Below are 26,464 nucleotides of genomic sequence, written 5' to 3' on the forward strand. Positions count from 1 at the left end.
GACGAAGGGCTGATGAAAAAAGGGAACGGAAATTCTAGACGGTGGTCTCTTGCCAGGCGCCCTGGCCCGCCCTGCCCCGTTGACAGACAATGCCAGCCCACACCCATCGACACCCACACGCCGAATGAAAGCCCTCTTCACCCCGCTGCTGTGCCTGGGCCTGCTGGCCTCGGGCCCGGCCTGGTCCCAGGACGGCCCGCAATTGAACCTGCCGCGCACCACGCTGTCGGCCGGCATGCGCCTCATCCACGCGCAGGTGGCCGACACGCCGCAGTCTCGCACCGTGGGCCTGATGTTCCGCCGGGAGATGCCCGACAACGAAGGCATGCTCTTCGTGTTCGAACAGCCCGCCACCCAGTGCTTCTGGATGAAGAACACCCTGCTGCCGCTGACCGCCGCCTTCGTGGCCGACGACGGCACCATCGTGAACCTGGCCGACATGCAGCCGCAGAGCCTGGACTCGCACTGCTCCGCCAAGCCGGTGCGCTACGTGCTGGAGATGCACCAGGGCTGGTTCGCCAAACGCGGCATCAAGGCCGGGGCACGGCTGAGCGGGCCGCCCTTCGGCAAATGAAAAAAGCCACCGTCACCGGTGGCTTTTTTCCTGAAGGGCCCGATCAGGCCTTCAGCGAATCCAGCACCTTGTTGAAAGTGGCGCTGGGCCGCATCACGGTTTCCAGCTTCTTGAAGTCGGGCTTGTAGTAGCCGCCGATGTCCACCGGCTTGCCCTGGATGTCGGTCAGCTCCTTGACGATGGCCTGCTCGTTGTCCGCCAGCGCCTTGGCCAGGGGAGCGAACTTGTCGGCCAGCTCCTTGTCCTCGGTCTGCGCGGCCAGCTCCTTGGCCCAGTACATGGCCAGGTAGAACTGGCTGCCCCGGTTGTCGAGCTGGCCGGTCTTGGGGTTGGGGTTCTTGTTGTTGTCCAGCAGTTGGCCGGTGGCCGCGTCGAGCGTCTTGGCCAGCAGCTTGGCGCGCGCGTTGTTGTTCTTGATGCCGAGGTCTTCGAAGCTCACGGCCAGGGCCAGGAACTCACCCAGCGAATCCCAGCGCAGGTGGTTCTCTTCCACCAGCTGCTGCACGTGCTTGGGCGCCGAGCCGCCGGCACCGGTTTCATACATACCGCCGCCGGCCATCAGGGGAACGATGGACAGCATCTTGGCGCTGGTGCCCAGCTCCATGATGGGGAACAGGTCGGTGAGGTAGTCGCGCAGGATGTTGCCGGTGGCGCTGATGGTGTCCAGGCCGCGGATGACGCGCTCCAGCGTGTAACGCATGGCGCGCACCTGGCTCATGATCTGGATGTCCAGCCCGGCGGTGTTGTGCTCGTGCAGGTACATCTTCACCTTGGTGATGAGCTGCGCCTCGTGCGGGCGGTACTGGTCGAGCCAGAACACCACGGGCATGCCGGAGTTGCGGGCGCGGTTGACGGCCAGCTTCACCCAGTCGCGGATGGCGGCGTCCTTCACCTGGCACATGCGCCAGATGTCGCCCTGCTCCACGTCCTGGCTCATCAGCACCTCGCCGGTGTCCAGGTCCGTGATGTTGGCCACGCCGTCCTCGGGGATCTCGAAGGTCTTGTCGTGCGAGCCGTATTCCTCGGCCTGCTGGGCCATCAGGCCCACGTTGGGCACGGTGCCCATGGTCGTGGGGTCGAAGGCGCCGTGCCATTTGCAGAAGTTGATGATCTCCTGGTAGATGCGGGCGAAGGTGCTCTCCGGCATCACGGCCTTGACTTCCTTCAGGCGGCCATCGGCACCGTACATCTTGCCGCCGGCGCGGATCATCGCGGGCATGGACGCGTCCACGATCACGTCGTTGGGCGAGTGGAAGTTGGTGATGCCCTTGGCCGAGTCGACCATGGCCAGTTCGGGGCGGTGTTCCTGGCAGGCGTGCAGGTCGCGCTTGATCTCTTCCTGCTTGCTCTGCGGCAGCGTGGCGATCTTGGTGTACAGATCGACCATGCCGTTGTTGACGTTCACGCCCAGCTCGTCGAACAGCTTGCCGTGCTTCTCGAAGGCTTCCTTGTAGAAGATCTTCACGCAGTGGCCGAACACGATGGGGTGCGAGACCTTCATCATCGTGGCCTTCACGTGCAACGAGAACATCACGCCGGTCTTGTGCGCGTCCTCGATCTCTTTTTCATAAAAGGCCAGCAGGGCCTTCTTGCTCATGAACATCGAGTCGATCACCTCACGGTCGAGCAGCGCGACCTTGGGCTTGAGCACGATGGTCTTGCCGCTCTTGGTGATCAGCTCCATCTTCACGGTGCGCGCGCGGTCCAGCGTCATGGACTTTTCACCGTGGTAGAAGTCGCCGTGGTGCATGTGGGACACGTGCGAGCGCGAGGCCTGGCTCCACTCGGCCATGCTGTGCGGGTTCTTGCGGGCGTATTCCTTCACGGCCTTGGGCGCACGGCGGTCGGAATTGCCCTCGCGCAGCACCGGGTTCACGGCGCTGCCGGTGCACTTGTTGTAGCGCGCGCGGATGTCCTTCTCTTCGTCCGTCTTCGGGTTCTCGGGGAAGTCGGGAATCTTGTAGCCCTTGTCCTGCAGTTCCTTGATGGCCGCCTTGAGCTGGGCCACCGAGGCGCTGATGTTGGGCAGCTTGATGATGTTGGCCTCGGGCTTGAGCGTGAGCTTGCCCAGCGCGCTCAGGGTGTCGGGCACGCGCTGCTCTTCGCTCAGGTATTCCGGGAACTGGCCCAGGATGCGCCCCGCCACCGAGATGTCGGCGGTCTCGATGTTGATGCCCGCCGGCGCGGCGAAGCTGCGGATGATCGGCAGGAACGACGCGGTGGCCAGCAGGGGCGCCTCGTCCGTCAGGGTGTAGATGATGGTGGGTTGCTGGCTGCTGCTCATGGCTTATCTCCAGGGTTGTTGGCTTCCGCGCGGATACGGGTCATCGGTATCCCCACGATTGTGCTGTTACCGCGATGCCCGATCCGCCGATTCTGGGACCGTACTCCCACAATACAAAAACGACGCGAAGAAATTTGCGCTTGATCCGGCGCCCGCCAAACAAAAAGGGCCCGAAGGTCGCCCTTCGAGCCCTTGTTCATCCGCACGGGAATCAGGCGAAGTTCTTCTCGGCGAAGGACCAGTTCACCAGCTTGTCGAGGAAGGTCTCGACGAACTTGGGGCGCGCGTTGCGGTAGTCGATGTAGTAGGCGTGCTCCCACACGTCCACGGTCAGCAGGGCCTTGTCGGCGGTGGTCAGCGGCGTGCCGGCGGCGCCGGTGTTGACGATGTCCACCGAGCCGTCGGCCTTCTTCACCAGCCAGGTCCAGCCCGAGCCGAAGTTGCCCACGGCGCTTTTGGTGAAGGCTTCCTTGAAGGCGGCGTAGCTGCCCCACTTGGCCTTGATGGCCTCGGCCAGCGCGCCCGAAGGCTCGCCGCCGCCAGCGGGTTTCATGCAGTTCCAGAAGAAGGTGTGGTTCCAGATCTGCGCGGCGTTGTTGTAGATGCCGCCGCTGGAGTTCTTGACGATGGACTCGAGGTCCATGCTTTCGAACTCGGTGCCCTTTTGCAGGTTGTTGAGGTTCACCACATAGGCGTTGTGGTGCTTGCCGTGGTGGTACTCCAGCGTCTCGCGGCTGTAGTGGGGGGCCAGGTCGTCCAGGCCGTAGGGCAGCGGGGGCAGGGTGTGTTCCATGTGCGTCCTCTTTTTTGGTGGGTTGTGGGTGGGGTCGGGGCGGATTGTAGGCAGCGAAGGTGACGGCACCGGGCGCGGGGTTTTATGTGCGGCCGTAAGGTGCCCTCAGGTGCCAGGCTCGCGCACGCGCAGGGGCAGCACACCATCGGCGAGCATGGCCTGCACCGCAGCCCCCGGCAAAGCCTGTGCCACGCTCGTCACAGCCTGGCCTTTCGCATCGGTGAGGTAGGCGTAACCACGCTGCAACACCAGACGCGGATCGAGCAGGGCCAGCGAATTCTCGGCGCGCTGCAGGCGCAGCGTGCTGGTGTGCAGGCCGCGGTGCACGGCGGGCGGCAGGCGCGATTGCAGCTCCTCAAGCCGCCAGGTCTGGCGCCGCAGCGCGAGTTCCAGCGATTTGTGCAGACGGCCTTGCGAGCGCGTGAGCTGCTCGGCCGCGCGCGCCAGGCGGCCCGAAGGCCGGCCCAGGTGCGCCGCGAGCCGGTCGAGGCGCTGCGCGCGCTGGTCGAGGGCGCTTTCGACGCCGCGCCGCATCAGGCTCTGCACGCGCTCGAGTTCGAGTTCACGTTGGCGCCGTTCGGGCGCGCACAGCTCGGCCGCCGCCGTGGGCGTGGGCGCGCGCAGGTCGGCGGCGAAGTCGGCCAGGGTGAAGTCGGTCTCGTGCCCGACGCCCACCACCACCGGCAGGGGCGAGGCGGCGACCGCGCGCACGACGGCGGCGTCGTTGAACGCCCAGAGGTCTTCCAGCGAGCCGCCGCCGCGCACCAGCAGCAGCACGTCGCAGGCGCCGCGCGGCCCGCGGTGCACCGCCGCCGTGGCCAGTGCGGCCACCAGCTCGGCCGGCGCCTGCGCGCCCTGCACCGAGGCGGGAAACACCGTCACCGCGATGTGCGGCGCGCGTCGGCGCAGTGCGGTGACCACGTCGCGCAGCGCGGCGGCACCCAGCGAGGTGACCACGCCGATGTGCCGGGGCTGCACCGGCAGCGGCCGCTTGCGCTCGGCGTCGAACAGGCCTTCGGCCTGCAGCGCGGCCTTCAGGCGCAGGAACTGCTCGTACAGGCTGCCCTGCCCCGCCAGGCGCAGGCTCTCGACAATGAGCTGCAGATCGCCGCGCGGGCCGTACACGTCCAGCCGGCCCTGCACCTGCACGCGCTGGCCGTCGCGCACCGCGAAGCCCACCTGCTCGGCGGCGCGACGGAACATGGCGCAACGCAACTGGCCGGCGTCGTCCTTGAGCGAGAAGTAGCAATGCCCGCTGGCCGCGCGCGAGAAGCCGGAAATCTCGCCCTGGACCGCCACGGGATTGAAGCGCGAAGCCAAAGCGTCCGCCACGGCTCGCACCAGCGCGCCAACCGCCCAGAAACGCGCGCCAGATGGGCCATCGCTCGCGCCGGATGGCGTCGCTGCTGGTTCGAAAGGGTCAAATGTGTCCACAAGCCGCGCCCATGCTGGGGTTTCCATCCGAAAGGCCTACTGCCACGGGGCCTGCGGCGCAGTGCCTTGATTCCAAAGCACTTTGTGCTGCCCAAATTTTCATCAATCTGTCGAAAAGCGCGGAAACGCTGGGCCCGTGGGGCTTGTTCGCGGGGTTCTTCACAAAGATGTCCACAGGAGATGTGGATGTCGCGGGCCGGCTCCGGTTGTCCCGGGGGGAGCACGCGCATCGCCTGAAACGAGGGGGTGGCACAGAGGGCTGGGACATAATCCGGCGCTGTTGTCCTAGCCCGGAGCCCTGAGTTGTTGTCCATCATACAAGCGGCCGGTTGGCCGATCTGGCCCCTGATCGTGTGTTCCGTGCTCGGTCTGGCCCTCGTCATCGAGCGTTTCGTCAGCCTCAAGGCCAGCAAGATCGTGCCGGCCAAGCTGCTCGATGAAGCCATCATGGTGTCGCGCAACGGCATCCCCGGCCCGGACGTGGTGACCCAGCTCGAGCAGAACTCGGTGCTCGGCGCGGTGCTGGCCACGGGCTTTCGCACCTTCAATGCCAACCCCAAGGCCACGCCGGAGGATCTGCGCGCCAACCTGGAAGGCGCGGGCCGCCAGGCCGCGGCCAAGCTGCAGCGCTACCTGGGCGCCCTGGCCACCATCGCCTCGGCGGCGCCGCTGCTGGGGCTGCTGGGCACGGTCATCGGCATGATCGAGATCTTCGGCTCGCAGGCGGGTGATGGCATGGGCGTTTCGGCCGGCGGCGGCAACCCCGCGCAGCTCGCCCATGGCATCTCCATCGCGCTCTACAACACCGCGTTCGGCCTGATCATCGCCATCCCGGCGCTCATCTTCTGGCGTTACTTCCGCGCCCGCGTGGACGAGTACCTGCTGGCCATGGAGGTGTCCACCGAGCGCTTCGCGCGCCACCTGCTGAGCGTGCGCAAGCCATGAACTTCCGCTCCACGGGCCACCGCGATGAGCCCGAGATCAACCTGATCCCGTTCATCGACATCCTGCTGGTCGTGCTCATCTTCCTGGTGCTCACGACGACGTACAGCAAGTTCACCGAGCTCCAGGTGAACCTGCCCACGGCCGACGCCGAGGCGCCGAAGCAGAACCCCAAGGAGATCGTGGTGACGGTGGGCGCCGACGGCCGCTACGCCGTCAACCGCACCGTGCTCGAAGGCACCAGCGTCGAGCTCGTCGCCAGCGCCCTGCAGGCCAGCGCGCCCGAGGGCCAGGACACCGTGGTGGTGATCAGCGCCGACGCCGCCGCGACCCACCAGGCGGTGATCAACGTGATGGACGCCGCGCGCCGCGCCGGCCTGGTGCAAATCACATTCGCCACGCAGCAAAGCGGCAACGCCGCCCCGGCGCGCAAGCGCTGACCCCACCATGGCCCGGGCCCGTCTCGAGGCCTGCTGGCGCGCGCTGAGCCTGCGCCGCGGGCCGGCCGCGCGCCTGCTGCTGCCGCTGGCCTGGCTGTATGGCGCGCTGCTGGCCGCGCGCCGCTCCGCTTACCAATCTGGCCGCCGACAGCCCACGCGTCTGCCGGTGCCCGTGGTCGTCGTGGGCAACGTCGTCGTGGGTGGCGCGGGCAAGACACCGACCACGATCGCGCTCGTCGAGCACCTGAAGGCACGCGGCTGGCGGCCCGGCGTGGTCTCGCGCGGGCATGGGCGCGCGGACGGATCGCCCCAGGCCGTGCACACCGACACCGATCCGGCGCTGGCCGGCGACGAACCGCTGCTGATCCACCGCGCCACTGGCGTGCCGGTGTGGGTGGGCCGGGCCCGCGCCCACGCGGCGGCGGCCTTGCTGCAAGCCCACCCCGAGGTGAACCTCATCGTCTGCGACGACGGCCTGCAGCACTGGGCCTTGGCCAGCGACCTGCGCGTGGCCGTGTTCGACGACCGCGGCCTGGGCAATGGCTGGCTGCTGCCGGCCGGCCTGCTGCGTGAGCCCTGGCCGTCCAGCGATGCGCCGCGCGCACCGCAGCTCGTGCTGCGACAGGCGCCGCAGGGCGCGCCGCCGCCAGCCGCCTTGCCCGGCGGCCTGCCGTTGTTCCAGGCGCGGCGCGCGTTGGGTGCGCACGCGGTGAACGCTCAGGGCGAGCGCATGGCGCTGAACGCGTTCGCGGACCAGGCCGTCACGGCCGTGGCCGGCATCGCGCGGCCAGAGGCCTTCTTCGGCATGCTGCGCGGGCGCGGCCTGCGGCTGGCGGCCACGGTCGCCTTGGGCGACCACGCCGAAGCCAGCGCCCTCGCCCAGGCGGTTGACCACGCGACGGGGCCGGTGCTGTGCACCGAGAAGGACCTCGTGAAGCTCGCCGGCACCCCGCGCCAAGACCTTTGGGCCGTGCCGCTGGTGCTCGACATCGACCCGGCGTTCTTCGCCGCCATCGATGAGCGGCTGGGCCCGCCGCGCGCCTGAGCCCGGCCGCTCGCGCCTATCATCGCCGCATGGATTCCAAACTCCTCGAACTGCTGGTGTGCCCCGTCACCAAGGGCCCGCTCCTGCTCGACCGCGAGCGCCAGGAACTGCTCTCGCGCAGCGCGCGCCTGGCTTACCCCATCCGAGACGGCATCCCCGTGCTGCTGGAGCACGAGGCGCGGCCCCTGAGCGAAGAAGAAGCCGCCCGCCCGCCCAAGCCCGCGCCACTGGACTGACGGTGGCCGGCTTCACGGTGCTCATCCCGGCGCGCCTGGCCTCCAGCCGCCTGCCGGACAAACCTCTGGCCGACATCGCCGGCCTGCCGATGGTGGTGCGCGTGGCGCAGCGCGCCGCGCTGAGCGGCGCCACGCGTTGCGTGGTGGCGGCCGACGACGAACGCATCCTGCAGGCCTGCGCGCAGCACGGCGTGGCGGCGTTGGCCACACGCGCCGACCACCCCAGTGGCAGCGACCGCCTGGCCGAGGCCTGCACCGCCCTGGGCCTGGCCGACGATCAGATCGTGGTCAACGTGCAGGGCGACGAGCCCCTGATCGAACCCGCGTTGATCGACGCCGTGGCCGCCGAACTGCAAGCCCGCCCCGACTGCGCCATGAGCACCGCCGCACACGCCATCCACCGGCGCGAGGACTGGCTGGACCCCAACGTGGTGAAGGTGGTGACCGATGCACGCGGCACCGCGTCGTACTTCAGTCGCGCGCCCATACCCTGGTGGCGCGACGGCATGGCGCGCGACGAACTGCCCTCGCCCGCGCCGCTGCGCCACATCGGCATCTACGCCTACCGCGCGGGCTTTTTGCGGCGCTTCCCCACCCTGCCCCCCGCCCCCACCGAGCGGCTGGAGTCGCTCGAACAGCTTCGCGTGCTGTGGCACGGCGAGCGCATCGCGGTGCACCTCACCGCGCTCGCGCCCGGCCCGGGGGTCGACACCCCGCAGGACCTGGAGCGCGTGCGCGCCTTGATCCGCGCGGCCTGAAGCGCTGCCCCACGCTGCGCCGCTGCGCGGGTCGCGGCCCCCGCACCGCCCTGGTGCGGCGTAAGGCTCTGTCAGGGGGACGCATGCTATCCTCCCGCGGTTACCCCGGCGGGCACGCCCTGGGGCCGCCGCGCGAGGAGACAGCGGCGACGCCATTGAAACTCTGAAAAGGAAAGCGATGAGATTGATTCTGTTGGGCCCACCGGGGGCCGGCAAGGGAACGCAGGCCGCGTTCATCTGCCAGAAGTTCGGCATTCCCCAGATCTCCACCGGAGACATGCTGCGCGCTGCCGTCAAGGCCGGCACCCCGCTGGGCCTGCAGGCCAAGGCCGTCATGGAAGCCGGCGCCCTGGTGAGCGACGAGCTCATCATCAACCTCGTGAAAGAGCGCATCGCCCAGCCCGACTGCGCCAACGGTTTCCTCTTCGACGGCTTCCCGCGCACCATTCCGCAGGCCGACGCCATGAAGGCCGCCAACGTGAAGCTCGACTACGTGCTCGAGATCGACGTGCCCTTCGACGCCATCATCGAGCGCATGAGCGGTCGCCGCTCGCACCCCGCCTCGGGTCGCACCTACCACGTCAAGTTCAACCCGCCCAAGGTGGACGGCAAGGACGACCAGACCGGCGAACCGCTGATCCAGCGCGACGACGACAAGGAAGACACGGTGAAGAAGCGCCTGGAGGTCTACAGCGCGCAAACGCGCCCGCTGGTGGACTACTACAGCCAGTGGGCCAAGGCCGAGCCGAACGCCGCGCCCAAGTACCGCGCGATCAGCGGCCTGGGTGGCGTGGAAGAGATCACCGCGCGGGCGCTGCAGGCACTGGCGTCCTGACGACATCTGCGCCCGGCTTCCCGTCGAGGCCTTCCAAGAAAAATGCCCCGCTCGACGGGGCATTTTTTCGGGCGGGCCGCCCCTGCGACAGTGCGATCGGACGGATCAGGAGTTCTCGGATTTTTGCTGTTGCTGTTTGGCAGCGTCATCCGCTTCACCGGATGTCATCGAGAGCAAGTCGTTATACACATGGTCCACCTGCGCCAGTTCTTCCTCAAGCATTTTCAAGTTGAGCATGTTGGCGTGGCCTGCGATCACCGCGTTCGCTTCCTTCCGAAGGGCGATGCGCTGCTTCTTGACCGAATCCAGTGGCACGGCGCCTCGCTTGATCAATTCCCTCGGCGCAGCTGCCCGCCTGGTGCGTGTCGAAGTGGTCTTCGGCTGCTCCGCCGGCAGCTCGGTCCGCCGTTGGGTGAGGGCTGGTGCGCTCACGTCCTCGATGTGCCGGGGAGGCAGGTAAACGGACAGTGGACGCCCTCCTTTTGGAGCAAGCATTCGAGCGCGATTTTCGTTCCCGCTCGTCTGCTTCCTGGGCGATACAGGCACGAAGGCGGACGTTGGTAATGCCGCAGACTGGGTCGACGTCTTCGCCTCGCTTTCTGGCGACTGCACTGGAGACGAATTCAGCATCGACACACGCTTCTTCTTGTCATGCTGTTGAATGCCAAGTTTCAACCGCCAATTTTTCGGGCTAGAAGTGCTCGTGGTTGAGCGCTGAATCCCGGAATCAGGCGGCTGCAACGCATCAGTGAAAATTTGAGCCCTTGTCAACTCAAACAGGAAGTCGGGCAAGGCCAACTCGTCATTTTCCGATGGGGTGTTCGAAAAGCCCGTGCCCGGTTTTTCGACGTTCGTGACGGTGGTCGCCATCTCCACCGAGCACAGCTCAATGCGAATCTTGGGCTTGGATGAAACCTTGTCGTCCTCGCCACCGCTCTCGTCAGACGCGTAGCTGAGGTTGGACGAATCGGCCTGCAGCTCAGGAGCGTTGTGTTCTCCGTCAGGACGGGCGTCAGCCGACATGGTGTCGAACCCATCGCCAACGCGCGGAGGAACCGCAGGCAGTGGTCTTGTCGTGTTGAAGCCTGGTCGGCGATCGATTGGGGTGATCCCCTTGGACTTGTTCATGGTGGAAGGCTCGCTCAGTGATTCAAGGAGTCATGGGCCCCGCGCTTCGGGCGGGATGGATGCAACGATCCACCCCGCTCAGTGCCTCACCAATACGCGCAGTCCCTCACCTTTTCCTCACGTCAGGCAAGCTCCAAGCGCTGACCACCCCACTCACGCCGGGCTCGACCTCAACCCGTAGGTCTTGTCCCCGATGAACAGGTACTCCACGCGAAGGACCGGCTCGCCGCGCTCGCCCTCGAAGGTGAAGCCGACCATGGCCACGCTGTCGCCCACCTTCACCTCCGGCACCTGCCACTGGTTCATGCGGAAGATGGGCGCGAGTTCGATTTCCCAGCGCCGGTCCTTGCGCTTTGGCACCGTGGCGCGCGCCAACAGCGCGGCGCCATCCACCGTGGCCGACTGCGCCGGCACCGGCCGCTGCGCCAGGCCCGCGGGCACGGCCAGGTTCTCCGGCACCTCCAGCACCAGCTCGGCGTGCGGGTTGCGCCAGGCCACCTGCACGGCCTTGCCTTCCAGGTAAAGGGGGCGGTTCTGGTCGAAGCTGCTCCAGCCATGGTGCGCGCGCGCCGCGCCGGCCACACCGCCCAGCGCCAGGGCGCCGGCCTGCAACAGGGTTCGTCTGTCCATCGGGGTACCTCCTTCAGACGTAGCCGATCCAGCGGCCACAGGTGATCACCAACAACCACAGCAGCGTCGACAGCGCCATCAGCGCGCGCGCCGTGCCATCCAGGCGCTGCAACGAATGCCGTCCGTGGAACCAGCCCGCGTTGCACGCCGCCAGCGCGATCAGCGCCATCTTGGCTGTGAATACGCGGTTGGCCAACAGTTCCGATGGCATGGTGGCGAACATCGTCAGGCCGCTGGCCGCCGCCAGGCCGAAGCCCAGGCCCGCCAGGCACAGGCTCAAGCGCGCCAGCGGCTGCACCGGCAGGGCCGCGCCCAGGCCGAACACCCGCGCCTCCAGCAGCAGCAGGTTGCCCAGCAGCAAGGCGATGCCCACGATGTGCACCACCTCCAGCATGGGGTAGGCCCAGGGGTGCGCGCCCAGCGCAGCGAACACGCTCAAGCCTCCAGCAGGTCCAGCGTCAGCGCCCAGCGCGCCTTGGGCGGCGACAGGCCGTCGATGTCGGCAAACGGCTGCTGAGGGTACGGCACCGGCGGCGCGCCGTTGCGGTTGGCGATGACCACGCGCACCCCCGCGGCCTCGGCCTCGCGCAGCGCAGCATCCAGCTCGGTGTGCAGAGACGCATTGCCCGTGCCCGACACCACGATGCCTTGCACGCGCTGCTCCGGCGACGCGGCGAGCAATGCGCGCACCGGCCAGGCTTGCGCGTCGGCGTGGCTGCTGAGCCAGACCACGCGCGGCATGGCGCTCGCGCGCAGGAAGGCCTCGACGCGGCCGGTGCGGCGCGCCGCCACCGGCCAGTCGCGAAAGCGCCGCACGCGGCCCTCTTCCACCTGCGCGATCACGCCGGCGTCGCCGGAGTCGAAAGGGTCCGTGCGGTACGGGTGCTGCTTGGCCACCTCGTGAGGCCCGTGCACGCGACCCGCGCACACCACCACCACGCCGCGCGCGCCGGGCTCGGTGGCCACCGCCACCGCGTCGCTCAGGTTCTGCGGTCCGTCGGGCGACACGGCCGTGGCCGGGCGCATCGCGCAGGTCAGCACGAGGGGCTTGGCCGGCGCCAGCAGCGTCTGCAGGAGGTAGGCGGTTTCCTCGATGGTGTCGGTGCCGTGCGTGACGACGATGCCCTGCACCGAGGGGTCGGCCAGGTGCACACGGGCGCGGTCCACGAGGCGCTGCAAATCCGCCAGGCGCATGTCCTTGCTGTTGATCTGCGCCACCTGCTCGAAGCTCACGTTCCGGCCTTGCAGCACCGGCAGGCCGGCGGCCAGGTCCTCCACCGGCACGGCGCCGGCGTCATACCCCACGTTGTCGCCCGCGCGCTCGGCCCGGCCGGCGATGGTCCCGCCCATGCCCAGCACCACGACGCGCGCGGCCTTGGTTGGCTCACCCACTTGCATTCTCCGATCAACTGGTTAAAAATACAGATACTGGATACCCAAACAGTATCCATAGCCCGCCCCACCGGCCCTTGATGCGAGGTTCCATGCTCGACTCATCCGCTCCCAAGCTCACCGCCCGCCAGCAGCAGATCCTGGTGCTGATCCAGACCGCCATCGCGCGCACCGGGGCGCCCCCCACGCGCGCCGAAATCGCGGCCGAACTGGGCTTCAAATCGGCCAACGCGGCCGAAGAGCACCTGCAGGCCCTGGCGCGCAAGGGCGTCATCGAACTGGTCAGCGGCACCTCGCGCGGCATCCGCCTGCGCCGGGCCGATCTGCAGAGTATCCACCGCGACAACCAGCTCACCCTGCCCCTGCCGGGCCTGGCGCAACTGGTGCTGCCCCTCATCGGCCGGGTCGCGGCGGGCTCGCCCATCCTCGCTCAGGAACACGTGGACCAGACCTACAGCGTCGAACCCGGCCTGTTCCAGCGCACGCCCGACTACCTCCTGCGCGTGCGCGGCATGTCCATGCGCGACGCCGGCATCCTCGACGGCGACCTGCTCGCCGTGGCCTCCACACGCGAGGCCCGCAACGGCCAGATCGTGGTGGCCCGCCTGGGCGACGACGTCACCGTCAAGCGCTACCAGCGCCAGCGCGACCACATCGAGCTGCACGCCGAAAACCCCGACTACCCCACCATCGTGGTCGAACCCGGCGAGCCCTTCGAAATCGAAGGGCTCGCCGTCGGCCTGATCCGCAACAACTTCCAGAACTGACCTCCGGGTCGGCGCCGCCCCTGCGGGTGGCGGGCGTTGCGTGCCACCGGCCCCGGGCCCGGCGCGAAACCCCGCAGCGACGGCATTCCAGATCAATCCTGCCTGTGTTCAACCCCTTCATGAGGTGTTTCGCATGGGACTGCTCTTTCACTCCTTCGCATCGAACAGCTGGCGCAAACCGCTGCAATTGATCGACTGCTGGCTGCCCGAACCCCGCACCGGCGCCGCCACGCCCCGCGCGGCATCCACCCCGTCTGCCAGCCCCACCGTGCGCCGCTTCGCCCGCGCCGGCTGGCTGGGGCGTTCGGCCGCCAACGGCCCACGCGAGCACGACGGCCGCGTGGCCCTGGCCGGTCGCATCGACGAGGTCTGCCGCGAACTTGACCGACTCGCCGCGCAAGACGAAGCAGCACCCGCCAGGCTGCGACGGCAAGCGGCCTGAGCCGCGCGCCGCGCCCCGGCCGCCACTGAACGCCACCGACGCCCACAAGGCGTTACAGGGGCGCCGGGCACAATAGGCGGCATGAACATCGTGATCCTCGACGACTACCAGGACGCCGTGCGCAAACTGCATTGCGCCGAGAAGCTCGAGCCCTACCCCGCCAAGGTCTTCACCAACACCGTCAAGGGTGTCGGCCAACTCTCCATCCGCCTTCGCGACGCCGACGTGCTCGTGCTCATCCGCGAGCGCACGCCCATCACCCGTCAGCTCATCGAGAAGCTGCCGCGGCTCAAGCTCATCGCGCAGACCGGGCGCATCGGCAGCCACGTGGACGTGGCCGCCTGCACGGAGCGCGGCATCGCCGTGGCCGAGGGCGTGGGTTCGCCCGTGTCCACGGCAGAACTCACCTGGGCGCTGGTGCTCGCGGCCATGCGACGCATCCCGCAATACGTCTCCAACCTCAAGCACGGCGCCTGGCAGCAGTCGGGGCTCAAATCCCTGGCCATGCCGCCCAACTTCGGCCTGGGCATGGTGCTGCGCGACAAGACGCTGGGCGTGTGGAGCTATGGCCGCATCGGTCAGCTCGTCGCCGGCTACGGCCGTGCCTTCGGCATGCGGGTGGTGGTGTGGGGCTCGTCGGAGGCGCGCGCGCGCGCCGCCGACGACGGGTACGACGTCGCCACCTCCAAGGAAGGCTTCTTCGAATGCTGCGACGTGCTGAGCCTGCACCTGCGGCTGGGCGAGCGCAGCCTGGGCTGCGTCAAGCTCGACGACCTGCTGCGCATGAAGCCCACCTCGCTGCTGGTGAACACCTCGCGCGCCGAACTCATCGAAACCGATGCCCTGATCACCGCGCTCAACCGGGGCCGCCCGGGCATGGCGGCGGTGGACGTGTTCGAGTCCGAGCCCATCCTGCAGGGCCATGCGTTGCTGCGGTTGGAGAACTGCATCTGCACGCCGCACATCGGCTACGTGGAGCAGGACAGCTACGAGATGTACTTCAGCGCGGCCTTCGACAACGTGGTGAATTTCATCAAGGGCACGCCGACGAACATCGTCAACCCCGGCGCCTTGCAGGTGCGCCGCTGAGCGGCAGCGCACCGGCCTTCATCCACGTTCAGCGGCGACGCTCGCCCTCGTCGTCGTCCTCGTTGCCCTTGTCCTGTGGGCGCGGGTCGTTGTCCACGATCTCGAAATCGATCAGGCTGCTCTCGCCGCTGCGCAGGATGCCGCTGCGTCCGGCGGTGGGCTCCACCGGCACGTCCACCTCGGGCAGCGAGGCCTCGAACTGCGACTCGGCCTCCAGATCCTCCAGGTTCACGTCGAGCGATTGGCGGGCCGACGCGGGCGGGATCACGTGCAGGTCCATGGGCACGGTGCGACGCTGAGGGTCCTCGCCGGTCACGGTGAGTGGTGCGTTGCGCGACACCGCCTTGAGCGGCTGCATGGACGTGTTGCGGAATTCCTGCGGCGGCAGCGTGGCGGACTCGCGCTGAACGATGTCTTTGGCGATCGCGTGCAGCATCAGCAGTTCGCGGTAGGCCTCCAGGTCGAACACCTCCGTGTCGCCTTCCGCGGCGTCGCGGAACAGGCTGCGTTCGATGAGGTCGAGCACACGCGGCTGCGGCCACAGCGCCTGGATGCGACCGAAGGCCGACTCGTACGCGTCCAGGCCCCGGCCGCTGTCGGCGTAGCGATCGAACGCTGGCGCGCCGGCGTTGAACACCGTGTTGAACTCCTCGCGCAAGGCTTCGTACTCGGCACGGCGGCCCAGGCGGTGGTAGAGGCGGAACAGGTCGAGGTAGGCCAGCGGGCTGGGTTCGTGGCTTTCGGCCAAGTGGTTGCGCAGCACGTTGATGGCCTGGTCGTCCTCGCCAAGGGAGACGAAGAAGTCGGCCTGCTGCTGGATGTCAAAAAGCTCTTCGGCGGCCACGGAACGCGACCCGCCCAGCGCGCTGGGGGCGAAATCGCGGCGCTCTTGCGGCGGCAGCGTGCTGCCGAAGGTGGGTGCACGTCGGCTGGCCGGCGCCAGCGGCGCGGGCGTGGAGTCCACGTCCAGGTCCACATCGACCGAATCCAGCGGCACCGGCGCGCTGGGCTCCAGCGGCGCACGGCGTGAAGCGCGGGGCGGGGCTTCGCCTTCCCCGTCGGGCCCGTTCCACCAGGCGCGCGAGGCGTCCGACGCGATGGCGGCGTCGCGGCGCTGGCGGCGCATCAACGCGACCAGGGCCGCCAGGGACACCAGCAGCAGGCCGCCCAACAGGAAGACCAGCCAGTTCGAGTAGCGCTGATCTTGCGCCAGCGCCAGCTGCGCGCTGAGTTCGGCCACGCGCGCCTGATCACGCTGCTGCGCTTCGCGAAAGCGCGCCATTTCCGATTCCAGCGCGGCCAGGCGCTCGGCGTTGCGGCGCGACTCTTCGTTGGCCAGCGACAGCGCGGCCTCCAGCGGGCTAGGTTCGGCGGAGGCCGCAGCGGGCGCCGCGGCGTCCGGGGCCGCGTTGGGCGAAGTGCCGGCGCTCAGGTCGGGCGGGTCGAGCCTCAGGCGCGGTGCGCCGGCCGGCGCAGAAGGGGCTGCGCCGGTGGCACCAGTGGCCGGCACAGGGGCCGGTGCCGCCGTGGTGGGTGCGGCCGGCGCGGATGCAGCCGCCGGTTTGGGTCTCGGCGCCACCGGCACCTTGGACGGCCGGATCGGCGCGCGCGGGCGTTCGCGCACCACCGGGGCCGGCGGGCGCGCCGGGGTGGCGGCCGGCGCGGGGCTGGCCGCCGCAACGGGCGCGGGCGCGGGTGCGGGCGCAGGCGCCGGCACAGGCGCGGCGGGCGCCGGCCGTGGCATGGCGGCCTGGGGAGCCGGCGTCGCTACCACGGCCGGCTCACTCACCAAATCGGCCAGAAGAACGTAGCGGCGCGTGAACGGCAGGCCGCAGCCGGCGCGCACCGACAGCGTGACGATGGGTTCGTTGACCGGCAGGCTGGAGACGACGCGGGCAATGCCCGTGAGCTCACCCGGCGCGACGCGCGGCGTGACCTGGACGAAATTCGGGGTGACCTGGATATCGCCGTAGAAGACGTCGGCCTGGATGCACTGGGTGGCGATGTCTTCGCCGGGTGAGAGCATGACCTGCACCTGCAGGTCCAGCGGCTGGCCGATCAGCGCGGCGCCGCTGTGTCGCCCGAGCGTGACCGCCGGAGCGCTCACGGCGGTTGATAGCAAAATGCAGGCTGTCCAGATCTGGCGCACGTCGGGTTTCCCTCCAGAAGGTTGAAACATTTTGTCATAGGCAATCTGGCTATCAACCGAAATACAACACACATATGCAAACCTTTTTTAAACGTGCGGCGGTCGTGGGCACCGGCGCGATGGGCCGTGGCATCGCCCAGATGGCAGCCCAGGCCGGCGCCGAGGTGTGGCTGTTCGACGCCCAGGCCGGGGCCGCCGCCGGCGCCCGCGACGCCCTCACCAAGACTTGGGACACCCTGCAATCCAAGGGCAAGCTCGACGCCGCCGCGCGCGACGCCAACGTGCAGCGCCTGAGAGTGGCCGAGTCCCTGCAAGACCTGGCTGGCTGCGACCTCGTGGTCGAGGCCATCGTGGAGCGCCTGGACGTCAAGCAAACGGTCTTCAAACAGCTCGAAGAGGTGATCGCCGCCGACGCGGTGCTGGTCAGCAACACCTCCTCGCTGTCGGTCACCGCCATCGCCGCCGCGCTCAAGCACCCGCAGCGCTTCGCGGGTTACCACTTTTTCAATCCGGTACCGTTGATGAAGGTGGTGGAGGTCATCGCCGGCCTCAAGACCGACCCGGCCGTGTGCGAGCGCCTGGCCGGCTTCACGCGCGCCTATGGCCACACCCCGGTCAGCGCGCAGGACACGCCCGGCTTCATCGTCAACCACGCCGGCCGCGGCTACGGCACCGAGGCCCTGCGCGTGGCGGGCGAGCGCGTGGCCGACTTCGCCACCATGGACCGCATCCTGAAGGACCAGATGGGCTTTCGCCTCGGCCCCTTCGAGCTGATGGACCTGACCGCCCTGGACGTGTCGCACCCGGTGATGGAGTCCATCTACCACCAGTACTACGAGGAGCCGCGCTACCGCCCCAGCGTGATCACCGCGCAGCGCCTGGCCGGCGGCGTGGTGGGCAAGAAGGTGGGCGACGGCTTCTACAAGTACGTGGACGGGGCCGCCCAGGTACCGCCCGAGCCGCCCGTGCCCGCCGTGGGCACGCTGCCGCCGGTGTGGGTGTCGCCCAAGGCCGCGCGCCGCCAGGAGCTGTACCAATTGCTCAAGAACCTGGACGCGCGCATCGAAACCGGCGCCGCGCCGAGCGAGCAGGCGCTGATCATCGTGGCACCGCTGGGCATGGACGTGACCACGCTGGCCGCCGTGGAGCGCCTGGATGCCACGCGCACCCTGGGCATCGACATGATGCTGGAGGACAGCGCCACCAAACGCCGCGTGCTGGCCACCAACCCCGCCACCCGGCCCGACATGCGCGATGCCGCGCACGCCCTCTTCGCTCGCGACGGCAAGGCCGTGAGTGTGGTGCGCGACAGCGGCGGCTTCGTCACGCAGCGCGTGGTGGCCACCATCGTCAACATCGCGGCCGACATGTGCCAGCAGGGCATCTGCTCGCCGGCCGATCTCGACGTCGCCGTGACCCTGGGCCTGGGGTACCCCATGGGTCCGCTGGCCATGGGCGACCGCATCGGGCCCACCAACGTGCTCGAGATCCTGTTCAACCTGCAGACGGTGTACGGCGATCCGCGCTACCGCCCCTCGCCCTGGCTGCGCCGCCGCGGCGCCCTGGGTCTGAGCCTCACGCACGAAGAAATCTGATGACCGCCAGCCTCAAAAGCCACAGCGTGGGCGCCACCATGGTGCTCACCATCAGCAACCCCGAGCACCGCAACGCGCTCGGGCCCGAGCTCTACGCCGCCGGTGTGGAAGCCCTCAATGTGGCCGAGAGCAGTGCCGACGTGCGCAGCGTGGTCATCGTGGGCGAAGGCCGCCACTTCTGCGCGGGCGGCAACCTGCAGCGCCTGCAGGCCAACCGCCAGCAGCCGATCGAGGTGCAGGCACAGAGCGTCGGCGGCCTGCACAACTGGATCGAGACCATCCACACCTTCCCCAAGCCGGTGATCGCCGCCGTCGAGGGCGCCTGCGCAGGCGCAGGCTTCTCGCTCGCGCTGGCCTGCGACTTCATCGTCGCCGCGCGCGACGCCGTCTTCGTCATGGCCTACAGCAACATCGGCATCTCGCCCGACGGTGGCGGCAGTTGGGCGCTGGCGCGCTCCCTGCCGCGCGCCACGGTGATGCAGTTGCTCATGGCCGGCGAACGCATCACGCCCGAGCGGCTGCAACAGCTCGGTGTGGTCGGCACCCTCACCGAGGGCGGCGCCGCCATGGGTGAGGCCCTGGCCCTGGCCGAGAAGCTGAACGCGCGCGCGCCGAATGCGTTGGCCAGCATCAAGGAACTCGTCAACGACGCGGCCACGAACCCGCTGCACACGCACCTGGCGGCCGAGCTCGACCACTTCGTGCGCAACGTGCACCACGCCAACGGTGGCGAGGGCATCGCGGCCTTCCTGGAGAAGCGGACGCCGCAGTACCGCTGACCCGCCCGGCCGCATCGGACCCACCGGCCCTGGAAGGCAGGTCCCCGGCGCGACAGGCCAGCCCCCTTCAGTCACTCAAACGACAGACCATGGACGAGCCGATTCTGACAATGGAAGAACGCGAGGCGATCAACGGTGGTCGCTGGTTCAACACCCTCTCACCTTCCCTGCGTCACGACATCCTTCGATGCGCCTACGTCAAGCGATTCAAAGACGGCGACCTGATCGTCGCGCGCGGCGAACCGCCCAACGAGTGGAGCGCGGTGGCCAAGGGAGCGGTGCGCGTGAGCTCTACCTCGCTGTCGGGCAAGCAGATCACGCTGACCTACGTGGAGCCGGGCGTGTGGTTCGGCGACGTGGCGATGTTCGACGGCGACCAGCGCACGCACGACGCCTACGCGCATGGTCCCACCACACTGCTGTGCGTGTCCCGAACCGATTTCCAGAAGATCCTGGCCTCGCACGTGGAGCTGTACGAGGCGCTGATGCGCCTGCAGGCGCGGCGCATCCGCACCCTGTTCGGCCTGGTGGAAGACCTCAACACCCTGCCCCTGCGCGCGCGCCTGGCCAAGCAGCTGCTGCACCTGGTGCGCAGCTACGGCGTGCCCTGCCTGAACGACGGCAACGAGACGCGCATCGGCCTGCAACTGGCGCAGGAAGAACTGGCGCAGTTGCTGGGTGCCTCGCGTCAGCGCGTGAACCAGGAACTCAAGTCGATGGAGCGCGAGGACGCGATCCGCATCGAACAGGGTGGCCTCGTCATCCGCAACCGGGCGGCACTCATGCGCATCGCCGAAGCCGAAACCTGAACCCCATCGCGACACCCCGCACCGCAGCAGCCGAATGAACGACGCACAGAACTTCACCGGCACGCGGCCGGTGTCCGACCAACACGCCTTCGACGTCGCCGCGCTGGAGCGTTGGCTTGCGCCCCGCCTGGACGGCTTCGCCGGTCCGCTGACGGTGGAGATGTTCAAGGGCGGCCAGTCCAACCCCACCTACAAGCTCATCACGCCGCAGCGCGCCTACGTGATGCGCGCCAAGCCCGGGCCGGTGGCCAAGCTGCTGCCGTCCGCGCACGCCATCGAGCGCGAGTTCCGCGTGATGAGCGCACTGGCCGGCACCGGCGTGCCGGTGGCGCAGATGCACGTGCTGTGCGAGGACGAGTCGGTGATAGGCCGCGCCTTCTACGTGATGGAGTGTGTGCAGGGCCGTGTGTTGTGGGAGCAGTCGCTGCCCGGCCTCAGCAACCCGCAGCGTGCCGCCATCTACGACGAGATGAACCGCGTGCTGGCCGCGCTGCATTCCGTGAAGCCGGATGCCGTGGGCCTGGCCGATTACGGCAAGCCCGGCAACTACTTCGAGCGCCAGATCGGCCGCTGGAGCAAGCAGTACCAGGCATCCATCACCCAGCCCATCCCCGAGATGGACAAACTCATCGAGTGGCTGCCGAAGAACATTCCGGCCATGGCGCGCGACGAGTCGCTGGTGTCGGTGGTACACGGCGACTACCGGCTCGACAACCTCATGTTCCACCCGAGCGAGCCGCGCATCCTCGCGGTGCTCGACTGGGAGCTGTCCACGCTGGGCCACCCGCTGGCCGACTTCAGCTACCACTGCATGTCCTGGCACATCCCGCCGGGCACGTTCCGCGGCATCCAGGGCCTGGACCTGCCCTCGCTGGGCATCCCCAGCGAGCAGGACTACATCGCCCGCTATTGCGAGCGCACCGGCTTCGCCACGCCCGCGCAACTGCAGACCGACTGGTCCTTCTACCTCGCCTACAACATGTTCCGCCTCGCCGCCATCCTGCAAGGCATCGCCAAGCGCGTCGAAGCGGGCACCGCCTCCAGCGCGCAGGCCGTGAAGTCGGGCGCCGGCGCGCGCCCGCTCGCGGAAATGGCCTGGCGCTTCGCCAACGGCCACTGAGCCGCCCTGCCCCACACACCCCCCAGGAGATCACATGGAATTCGACTACAGCGACAAGGTCAAGGGCCTGCGCGAGCGCCTGCTCGCCTTCATGGACGAGCACATCTACCCCAACGAGGCGCGCTTCTTCCAGGAGATCGAGGCCAATCGCGCCAAGGGCAATGCCTGGGTGCCCACGAAGCTCATCGAAGAGCTCAAGCCCAAGGCACGCAAGGCCGGGCTGTGGAACCTCTTCCTGCCGCGCAGCCCGCGTGCGCCCGAAGGCCTCTCCAATCTGGAATACGCGCCGATGTGCGAGATCATGGGCCGCGTGCCCTGGGCGCCCGAGGTCTTCAACTGCTCGGCGCCCGACACCGGCAACATGGAAACGCTGGAGCGCTACGCCAGCGAGGCCCTGAAGGACCAGTGGCTGGAGCCGCTGCTCAAGGGCGAGATCCGCTCGGCCTTCCTGATGACCGAGCCCGAGGTGGCCTCCAGCGACGCCACCAACATCCAGTGCCGCATCGAACGCGATGGCGACCACTACGTCATCAACGGCCGCAAGTGGTGGTCCTCCGGTGCGGGTGACCCGCGCTGCGCGGTCTACATCGTGATGGGCAAGACCAACCCCGACGCGCCGCGCCACTCGCAGCAGAGCATGATCGTGGTGCCGTCGAACGCGCCGGGCATCACCGTGCTGCGCCCGCTCTCCGTGTTCGGCTACGACGATGCGCCGCACGGCCACATGGAGGTGGTGCTGAAGAACGTGCGCGTGCCGGCCGAGAACATCCTGCTTGGCGAAGGCCGCGGCTTCGAGATCGCGCAAGGCCGCCTGGGCCCGGGCCGCATCCACCACTGCATGCGCTCCATCGGCGCGGCCGAACGCGCGATGGAATTGATGTGCCAGCGCCTCAACAGCCGCGTCGCCTTCGGCAAACCGGTGTCGGCGCAGTCCGTCTGGCATGAGCGCATCGCCGACGCGCGCTGCCGCATCGAAATGGCGCGCCTGCTCACGCTCAAGGCGGCCTACATGATGGACACCGTGGGCAACAAGGTGGCCAAGGCCGAGATCGCGATGATCAAGGTGGTGGCGCCCAACATGGCCTGCGACGTGATCGACATGGCGATCCAGGCGCACGGTGGTGGAGGCGTGAGTGGGGACTTTCCTTTGGCCTACAGTTACGCCAGCCAGCGCACCCTGCGTCTGGCCGACGGGCCCGACGAGGTGCACCGCCAATCCATCGCCAAGCTCGAACTCGCCAAGCACATGGCCGTGCCCGGCGAGGTCGAGATGCCCATCACACGAGGCAGTTGAAAGGATCCCCGCCGATGATCGACGTCCACTCCTGGGCCACGCCCAATGGTCACAAAGTCCACATCATGCTGGAGGAATGCGGCCAGCAACTGGGACGTGACTGGCAGGTGCACGCGGTCAACATCGGCGCGGGCGACCAGTTCAAGCCCGACTTCCTGGCCATCAGCCCGAACAACAAGATCCCGGCGATCATCGACCCCAACGGCCCAGGCGGCCAGCCCATCAGCCTGTTCGAATCGGGCGCGATCCTGGTGTACCTGGCCAGCAAGTTCGACCGCTTCCTGCCCAAGGGCGACCGCGAGCGCTTCAAGGTGCTGGAGTGGCTGATGTTCCAGATGGGCGGCGTGGGCCCCATGCTCGGCCAGGCGCACCACTTCCGCCTGTACGCGCCCGAAAAGATCGAGTACGCCATCAACCGCTACACGAATGAAGCGAAGCGCCTGTACGGCGTGATGGACCGCCAGCTCGCGGGCCAGGAGTGGATCGCGGGCAACGAGTACACCATCGCCGACATCGCCATCTTTCCCTGGCTGCGCAGCTGGCAGAACCAGGGCATCGACTGGGCCGACTTCCCGAACCTGAAGGTGTGGTTCGACCGCATCGCCGCGCGGCCCGCGGTGCAGCGCGGCGTGGCCGTTCTGGCCGACGCGCGCAAGCCGCTCACCGACGACAAGTCGCGCGACATCCTGTTCGGCAAGACGCAGTACGAGAAGCGCTGAAGCGCGCCCCGCCAGAGCCTGGGCCGCATGCTCGCCAAAAGCGGGCCGGGTTCTGCGGGTAGAATCCGCGCCTTGTCGGAGCGTAGCGCAGCCTGGTAGCGCATCTGCTTTGGGAGCAGAGGGTCGCGAGTTCGAATCCCGCCGCTCCGACCATTTCACGAAACGAACAAAGGCCCACCCCCGTGGGCCTTTTTTCCAGCGGCAGCCGCACCGCACTGCCCGTAGCTCAACTGGATAGAGCAGCTGCCTTCTAAGCAGCAGGTCGGGGGTTCGAGTCCCTCCGGGCAGGCCAGAATCCCATTTGAATTCAACCGCTTACGTGCAGCCCGACATTGAGGCTGCAGAATCTTGCCTCCGAGGAGACAAGCGTCATGGATATCAAGCAACTTCGCTACTTCGTCATGGTGGCGGAGGAGTTGAGCTTCAGCAAAGCCGCGACGCGCCTGCACATGTCTCAGCCGCCACTGTCTCAGCAGATCAAGGCGCTCGAAGAGGAAATGGGCGTCGAACTCTTCGTACGAAATCGTCGGGCGGTCAGGCTGACCGAGGCCGGACAGGTTTTCCTGAGGGAATCCCGCGTCCTGCTCGATCAGTTCCGTACTGCGGTCAACGTGGCCATCAACGCCAGTCGCGAAAATGTGGGCACCCTGCGCCTGGGTGTCGCCACCTCAGGGCTGTTCAGCGTGCTGCCCACGCTGCTGGCGCTGATCCGCGCCGAGTACCCCAAGGTCGATGTGCAGCTCAGCGACATGCAGTCCGAGGCGCAGATCCAGGCCTTGTCCCAGGGCATGCTCGATCTCGGTATCGTGCATGTGAGCCCACAGAAGCTGAGCCTCACGCGGCACCCCGTGCACAGTGAGAACCTGAGCCTGGTCATGCCAGCTTCGCACCGGCTGGCCGCCAGCCCGGATGTGCCTCTGTCCGAGTTCGCGGACGAACCCATGGTGGCCCTGTCCCGCATCCATGCGCCCACGGTGTTCGACGCCGCCATCGCGTGTTGCGCCGAGGCGGGCTTCAGCCCGCTCATCAAGCACACGGCGCGCAGTCCGTTCACCATCTTCCAGATGGTCCGCATGGGGTTCGGCGTCGCCCTGGTGCCGCGCTCCTACCGCTTTGGCGACTACCCGGGCGTCGTGTTTCACGATCTGCCCGCCAGCGACCTGGGGCGCATCCGCATGGAGCTGGTGTGGGACGAGCGCCGCGGCGCCTCGCTCGCCCGCACCTTGGCGCAGCGGCTGGCGCCTCGGTTGGCCGAGGCGCTCGGCACGCTCAGGCCGCCGGCCCCTTGACGCGCCCGTCCACCAGTTGCACCAACACCGGGTGGTAGTTCAGGCCGAAACCCGCGGCCTTCACCTGGCCGAGCATGTCGTGCGTGTAGGTGGCGATGTGGGGTTCGAAGCCCCCCTCGCGCGCCAGCGCCAGCGCCAGCGACGCATCCTTGATCGCGTAGTCCACCGGGAAGATCTTCTCGGGGAAGGTATCGGGCACCATGTATTTCATGCCGTGGTTGCGCAGCACGAAGCTGTCAGCCGATCCCTTGGACAAGGCCTCGAAGAGCGCCTTGCCGTCCATCCCGGCGCGCCGCCCGATGGTGATGACCTCCGACAGCGCGTTCACCGTCATCATCACCGTGATGTTGTTGAGGATCTTCACGATCTGGCCACAACCGGTCTCGCCGCAATGCAGCACGTCGCTGCCCATGTGGGACAGCAATGGCAGCAGGCCATCGAACAGGTCTTGCGTGCCGCCCACGGTGATGAACAGCGTGCCCTTGACCGCGGCCTCCGCGGTACGCGCCACGGGTGCGTCCACGAAGGCCACGCCAGCCGCTTCGAGTTTCTTTGCGAGGGCGCGAGTGCGCGCCACTTCGCTGGTGCTCATGTCGACGATCAGGCGCGGCCGCGGGTTCGCGGCCAGCAGTTCCTCGCACACGCTCTCCACCTGAACGATGGAGGGCAGCGAGAGGAACACGATGTCGGCGCTGGCGCCCACGCCCGCGATCGAACCGGCGTCGCGCGCGCCCGCTGCCACGGCGGTCGCCACGGCCTCGGCGGAGCGGTCATTCACGTGGACGGGCAAGCCCGATTTGCGCACGAGGTTGGCGCACATGGGGCTTCCCATGACGCCGAGGCCGATGAAGCCGATGTTCTTGGGGGGAAACAGGTCTTTGGTGTTCACGGTGTGCTCCTTCACTCGTTCACGCGGATCTTGGCGGTCGCAATGACCTCCTTGTAAATCGCCACTTCATTGCGGATGAATGCGCTGAACTCCGCGGGCGAGGACACCACCGGCTGGAAGAACATGGCGCCCAGGCGCGACGTCACGGCCGGGGCCTGCATCGCTGTTCGGATCTCGCCGTTGAGGCGATCGACCACCTCCTTGGGCGTGCCGGCGGGCGCCCAGAAGCCGTACCAGCTGGGCATGTCGAAGCCGGCGTAGCCGCTCTCGGCCACGGTCGGCAGATCGGGCAGTTCGGGCAGGCGCTTGGCCGTCGTGACGGCCAGCGCTTTCAAACGGCCGGCTTTCACGTGCGGGTAGCCCGAAGCCATCGGTTCGACCATGGCCGCCACGTGCATGCCGATCAGGTCCGTGAGCGCCGGGCCACCGCCCTTGTACGGAACGATGGGCATGTCCACCTTCGCGCGCATCTTGATCACCTCGGCCGCCAGGTGCCCCGCCGCGCCATAGGCGGCAGTGGCCCACTGCACGCGGCCCGGGCGCTGCTGGGCGTCGCCCAGCAGATCCTTCAGGCTGTTGTAGGGGCTCTGGGCGGACACCAGCACCAACTGGGGCAAGGCACCGAGGTAAGTGATCGGCGTGAAGTCCTTCTCGAGGTCGTAGGTCGGCGTGCCCATGATCATGGGGTTCACCACCTGCAGAGAGGCATTGAGCAGGATGGTGTAGCCGTCGGCGGGCGCGCGCATGGCCGCCTGTGCGTCCAGCACGCTGCTGGCGCCTGGCTTGTTCTCGATGATCACCGGCTGGCCGAGCTGTTGCTGCAAGGTCGGCTGCAGGGCGCGCGCCACGGTGTCCACCGAACCACCGGGCGGAAACGGCACCACGAGCTTGATGGTCTTGGCGGGATAGGCCTGAGCCCAGGCGCTGCCGATCGAGCAAGCCAGGGCGCCTGCCGCGCCCGCCAGGACAGAGCGGCGCCGAAGATTCGCTGATGGGGCGTAGTGATTCATGTCTGTCTCCTGTGTTGTCTCG

At 68.1% G+C, this 26,464-nt stretch carries 27 protein-coding genes and 2 tRNA genes; 19 read left to right on the forward strand and 10 right to left on the reverse strand.

From position 1 onward, the window contains the following. Nucleotides 1-124: 124 nt before the first annotated feature. Nucleotides 125-574 carry a DUF192 domain-containing protein gene (locus BN948_RS05285; RefSeq protein WP_009515782.1) on the forward strand — a complete coding sequence of 150 codons (450 nt, stop codon included), beginning with the start codon at nt 125-127 and terminating at the stop codon, nt 572-574. 43 nt (nt 575-617) lie between these two features. On the opposite strand, the gene BN948_RS05290 is transcribed toward BN948_RS05285, so the two are convergent. The 3 genes from BN948_RS05290 to xseA all read right to left on the reverse strand — a co-directional run bounded on the left by BN948_RS05290 (nt 618) and on the right by xseA (nt 4,983). Continuing rightward, the gene (locus BN948_RS05290) at nt 618-2,858 is read right to left on the reverse strand and encodes an NADP-dependent isocitrate dehydrogenase (RefSeq protein ID WP_009515780.1); all 2,241 of its coding nucleotides are present in this window, start codon (nt 2,856-2,858) and stop codon (nt 618-620) included. A gap of 211 nt (nt 2,859-3,069) precedes the next feature. Further along, nucleotides 3,070-3,651: a superoxide dismutase gene (locus BN948_RS27175; RefSeq protein WP_009515779.1), complete on the reverse strand. Its 582-nt coding sequence runs from the start codon at nt 3,649-3,651 to the stop codon at nt 3,070-3,072. Between the two features lie 105 nt (nt 3,652-3,756). Further along, on the reverse strand, nt 3,757-4,983 hold the full coding sequence (gene xseA / locus BN948_RS27180; RefSeq protein WP_009515777.1) for an exodeoxyribonuclease VII large subunit: 1,227 nt from the start codon (nt 4,981-4,983) through the stop codon (nt 3,757-3,759). Nucleotides 4,984-5,388: 405 nt separating this feature from the next. Here xseA and BN948_RS05305 point away from each other — a divergent pair, with 405 nt between their 5' ends. From BN948_RS05305 to adk, 6 genes are all read left to right on the forward strand, one after another. Beyond that, a complete protein-coding gene (locus BN948_RS05305; RefSeq protein WP_035620720.1) occupies nt 5,389-6,030 on the forward strand; it encodes a MotA/TolQ/ExbB proton channel family protein in 642 nt (213 codons plus the stop codon). After that, entirely contained in the window at nt 6,027-6,467 is a 441-nt protein-coding gene (locus tag BN948_RS05310) for an ExbD/TolR family protein (protein ID WP_009515775.1), read from the forward strand. The genes BN948_RS05305 and BN948_RS05310 overlap by 4 nt, the downstream gene beginning before the upstream one ends. Nucleotides 6,468-6,474: 7 nt before the next feature. After that, entirely contained in the window at nt 6,475-7,512 is a 1,038-nt protein-coding gene (gene lpxK, locus BN948_RS05315; RefSeq protein WP_009515774.1) for a tetraacyldisaccharide 4'-kinase, read from the forward strand. A gap of 29 nt (nt 7,513-7,541) precedes the next feature. Then, a complete protein-coding gene (locus tag BN948_RS26540; RefSeq protein ID WP_035620722.1) occupies nt 7,542-7,748 on the forward strand; it encodes a Trm112 family protein in 207 nt (68 codons plus the stop codon). Then, a complete protein-coding gene (kdsB, locus tag BN948_RS05325; RefSeq protein ID WP_035620769.1) occupies nt 7,745-8,506 on the forward strand; it encodes a 3-deoxy-manno-octulosonate cytidylyltransferase in 762 nt (253 codons plus the stop codon). Before BN948_RS26540 ends, kdsB begins: the two co-directional genes overlap by 4 nt. A gap of 178 nt (nt 8,507-8,684) precedes the next feature. Continuing rightward, a complete protein-coding gene (gene adk / locus BN948_RS05330) occupies nt 8,685-9,341 on the forward strand; it encodes an adenylate kinase (RefSeq protein WP_009516410.1) in 657 nt (218 codons plus the stop codon). A gap of 105 nt (nt 9,342-9,446) precedes the next feature. Here the strand turns inward: adk and BN948_RS26545 are convergent, their stop codons facing one another. From BN948_RS26545 to BN948_RS05350, 4 genes are all read right to left on the reverse strand, one after another. Next, complete coding sequence (locus BN948_RS26545; protein ID WP_009516409.1) at nt 9,447-10,469, reverse strand: myosin/kinesin family protein; 1,023 nt, start codon at nt 10,467-10,469, stop codon at nt 9,447-9,449. 153 nt (nt 10,470-10,622) lie between these two features. Then, nucleotides 10,623-11,099 (reverse strand): DUF6152 family protein, encoded by a 477-nt coding sequence (locus BN948_RS05340; protein WP_009516407.1) that lies wholly within the window; start codon nt 11,097-11,099, stop codon nt 10,623-10,625. Between the two features lie 13 nt (nt 11,100-11,112). Further along, nucleotides 11,113-11,532, reverse strand: coding sequence for a hypothetical protein (locus BN948_RS05345; RefSeq protein WP_009516405.1), 420 nt, complete (start codon nt 11,530-11,532; stop codon nt 11,113-11,115). A gap of 2 nt (nt 11,533-11,534) precedes the next feature. Continuing rightward, nucleotides 11,535-12,497, reverse strand: coding sequence for an asparaginase (locus BN948_RS05350; RefSeq protein WP_035620728.1), 963 nt, complete (start codon nt 12,495-12,497; stop codon nt 11,535-11,537). 86 nt (nt 12,498-12,583) lie between these two features. Between BN948_RS05350 and lexA the strand changes: the two genes are divergently transcribed. The 3 genes from lexA to BN948_RS05365 all read left to right on the forward strand — a co-directional run bounded on the left by lexA (nt 12,584) and on the right by BN948_RS05365 (nt 14,789). Continuing rightward, nucleotides 12,584-13,258: a transcriptional repressor LexA gene (gene lexA / locus BN948_RS05355; RefSeq protein ID WP_009519232.1), complete on the forward strand. Its 675-nt coding sequence runs from the start codon at nt 12,584-12,586 to the stop codon at nt 13,256-13,258. 133 nt (nt 13,259-13,391) lie between these two features. Next, nucleotides 13,392-13,700: a hypothetical protein gene (locus BN948_RS26550; RefSeq protein WP_009519231.1), complete on the forward strand. Its 309-nt coding sequence runs from the start codon at nt 13,392-13,394 to the stop codon at nt 13,698-13,700. Between the two features lie 81 nt (nt 13,701-13,781). Then, complete coding sequence (locus tag BN948_RS05365; protein WP_009519230.1) at nt 13,782-14,789, forward strand: D-2-hydroxyacid dehydrogenase family protein; 1,008 nt, start codon at nt 13,782-13,784, stop codon at nt 14,787-14,789. Nucleotides 14,790-14,817: 28 nt separating this feature from the next. Here BN948_RS05365 and BN948_RS05370 read toward each other — a convergent pair whose 3' ends face one another. Next, nucleotides 14,818-16,896, reverse strand: coding sequence for a type IV pilus assembly protein FimV (locus BN948_RS05370; protein WP_035620729.1), 2,079 nt, complete (start codon nt 16,894-16,896; stop codon nt 14,818-14,820). A 116-nt stretch (nt 16,897-17,012) separates the two neighbouring features. Between BN948_RS05370 and BN948_RS05375 the strand changes: the two genes are divergently transcribed. The 9 genes from BN948_RS05375 to BN948_RS05415 all read left to right on the forward strand — a co-directional run bounded on the left by BN948_RS05375 (nt 17,013) and on the right by BN948_RS05415 (nt 24,543). After that, on the forward strand, nt 17,013-18,533 hold the full coding sequence (locus BN948_RS05375) for a 3-hydroxyacyl-CoA dehydrogenase (RefSeq protein WP_009519228.1): 1,521 nt from the start codon (nt 17,013-17,015) through the stop codon (nt 18,531-18,533). Further along, nucleotides 18,533-19,312 carry an oxepin-CoA hydrolase, alternative type gene (locus tag BN948_RS05380; RefSeq protein ID WP_009519227.1) on the forward strand — a complete coding sequence of 260 codons (780 nt, stop codon included), beginning with the start codon at nt 18,533-18,535 and terminating at the stop codon, nt 19,310-19,312. The genes BN948_RS05375 and BN948_RS05380 overlap by 1 nt, the downstream gene beginning before the upstream one ends. 89 nt (nt 19,313-19,401) lie before the next feature. Then, on the forward strand, nt 19,402-20,121 hold the full coding sequence (locus BN948_RS05385) for a Crp/Fnr family transcriptional regulator (protein WP_009519226.1): 720 nt from the start codon (nt 19,402-19,404) through the stop codon (nt 20,119-20,121). 34 nt (nt 20,122-20,155) lie between these two features. Beyond that, complete coding sequence (locus BN948_RS05390) at nt 20,156-21,241, forward strand: phosphotransferase (RefSeq protein WP_009519225.1); 1,086 nt, start codon at nt 20,156-20,158, stop codon at nt 21,239-21,241. 34 nt (nt 21,242-21,275) lie between these two features. Next, on the forward strand, nt 21,276-22,535 hold the full coding sequence (locus BN948_RS05395; protein WP_009519224.1) for an acyl-CoA dehydrogenase family protein: 1,260 nt from the start codon (nt 21,276-21,278) through the stop codon (nt 22,533-22,535). A 14-nt stretch (nt 22,536-22,549) separates the two neighbouring features. Further along, nucleotides 22,550-23,254, forward strand: a complete 705-nt coding sequence (locus BN948_RS05400; protein ID WP_009519223.1) for a glutathione binding-like protein — start codon at nt 22,550-22,552, stop codon at nt 23,252-23,254. Nucleotides 23,255-23,330: 76 nt separating this feature from the next. After that, nucleotides 23,331-23,407, forward strand: a tRNA-Pro gene (locus BN948_RS05405). A gap of 62 nt (nt 23,408-23,469) precedes the next feature. Next, nucleotides 23,470-23,546 (forward strand) — tRNA-Arg (locus BN948_RS05410). A gap of 79 nt (nt 23,547-23,625) precedes the next feature. Further along, nucleotides 23,626-24,543, forward strand: coding sequence for a LysR substrate-binding domain-containing protein (locus BN948_RS05415; RefSeq protein ID WP_009519222.1), 918 nt, complete (start codon nt 23,626-23,628; stop codon nt 24,541-24,543). On the opposite strand, the gene BN948_RS05420 is transcribed toward BN948_RS05415, so the two are convergent. Both BN948_RS05420 and BN948_RS05425 read right to left on the reverse strand, forming a co-directional pair. Continuing rightward, entirely contained in the window at nt 24,524-25,432 is a 909-nt protein-coding gene (locus BN948_RS05420) for an NAD(P)-dependent oxidoreductase (RefSeq protein WP_081921883.1), read from the reverse strand. The genes BN948_RS05415 and BN948_RS05420 overlap by 20 nt on opposite strands. Before the next feature lie 11 nt (nt 25,433-25,443). Beyond that, nucleotides 25,444-26,442 (reverse strand): Bug family tripartite tricarboxylate transporter substrate binding protein, encoded by a 999-nt coding sequence (locus tag BN948_RS05425; RefSeq protein ID WP_009519220.1) that lies wholly within the window; start codon nt 26,440-26,442, stop codon nt 25,444-25,446. Nucleotides 26,443-26,464 lie beyond the last annotated feature (22 nt).

The sequence above is a fragment of the Hydrogenophaga intermedia genome (assembly GCF_000723405.1).
In the GTDB taxonomy this organism is placed as follows: Bacteria; Pseudomonadota; Gammaproteobacteria; order Burkholderiales; family Burkholderiaceae_C; genus Hydrogenophaga; species Hydrogenophaga intermedia.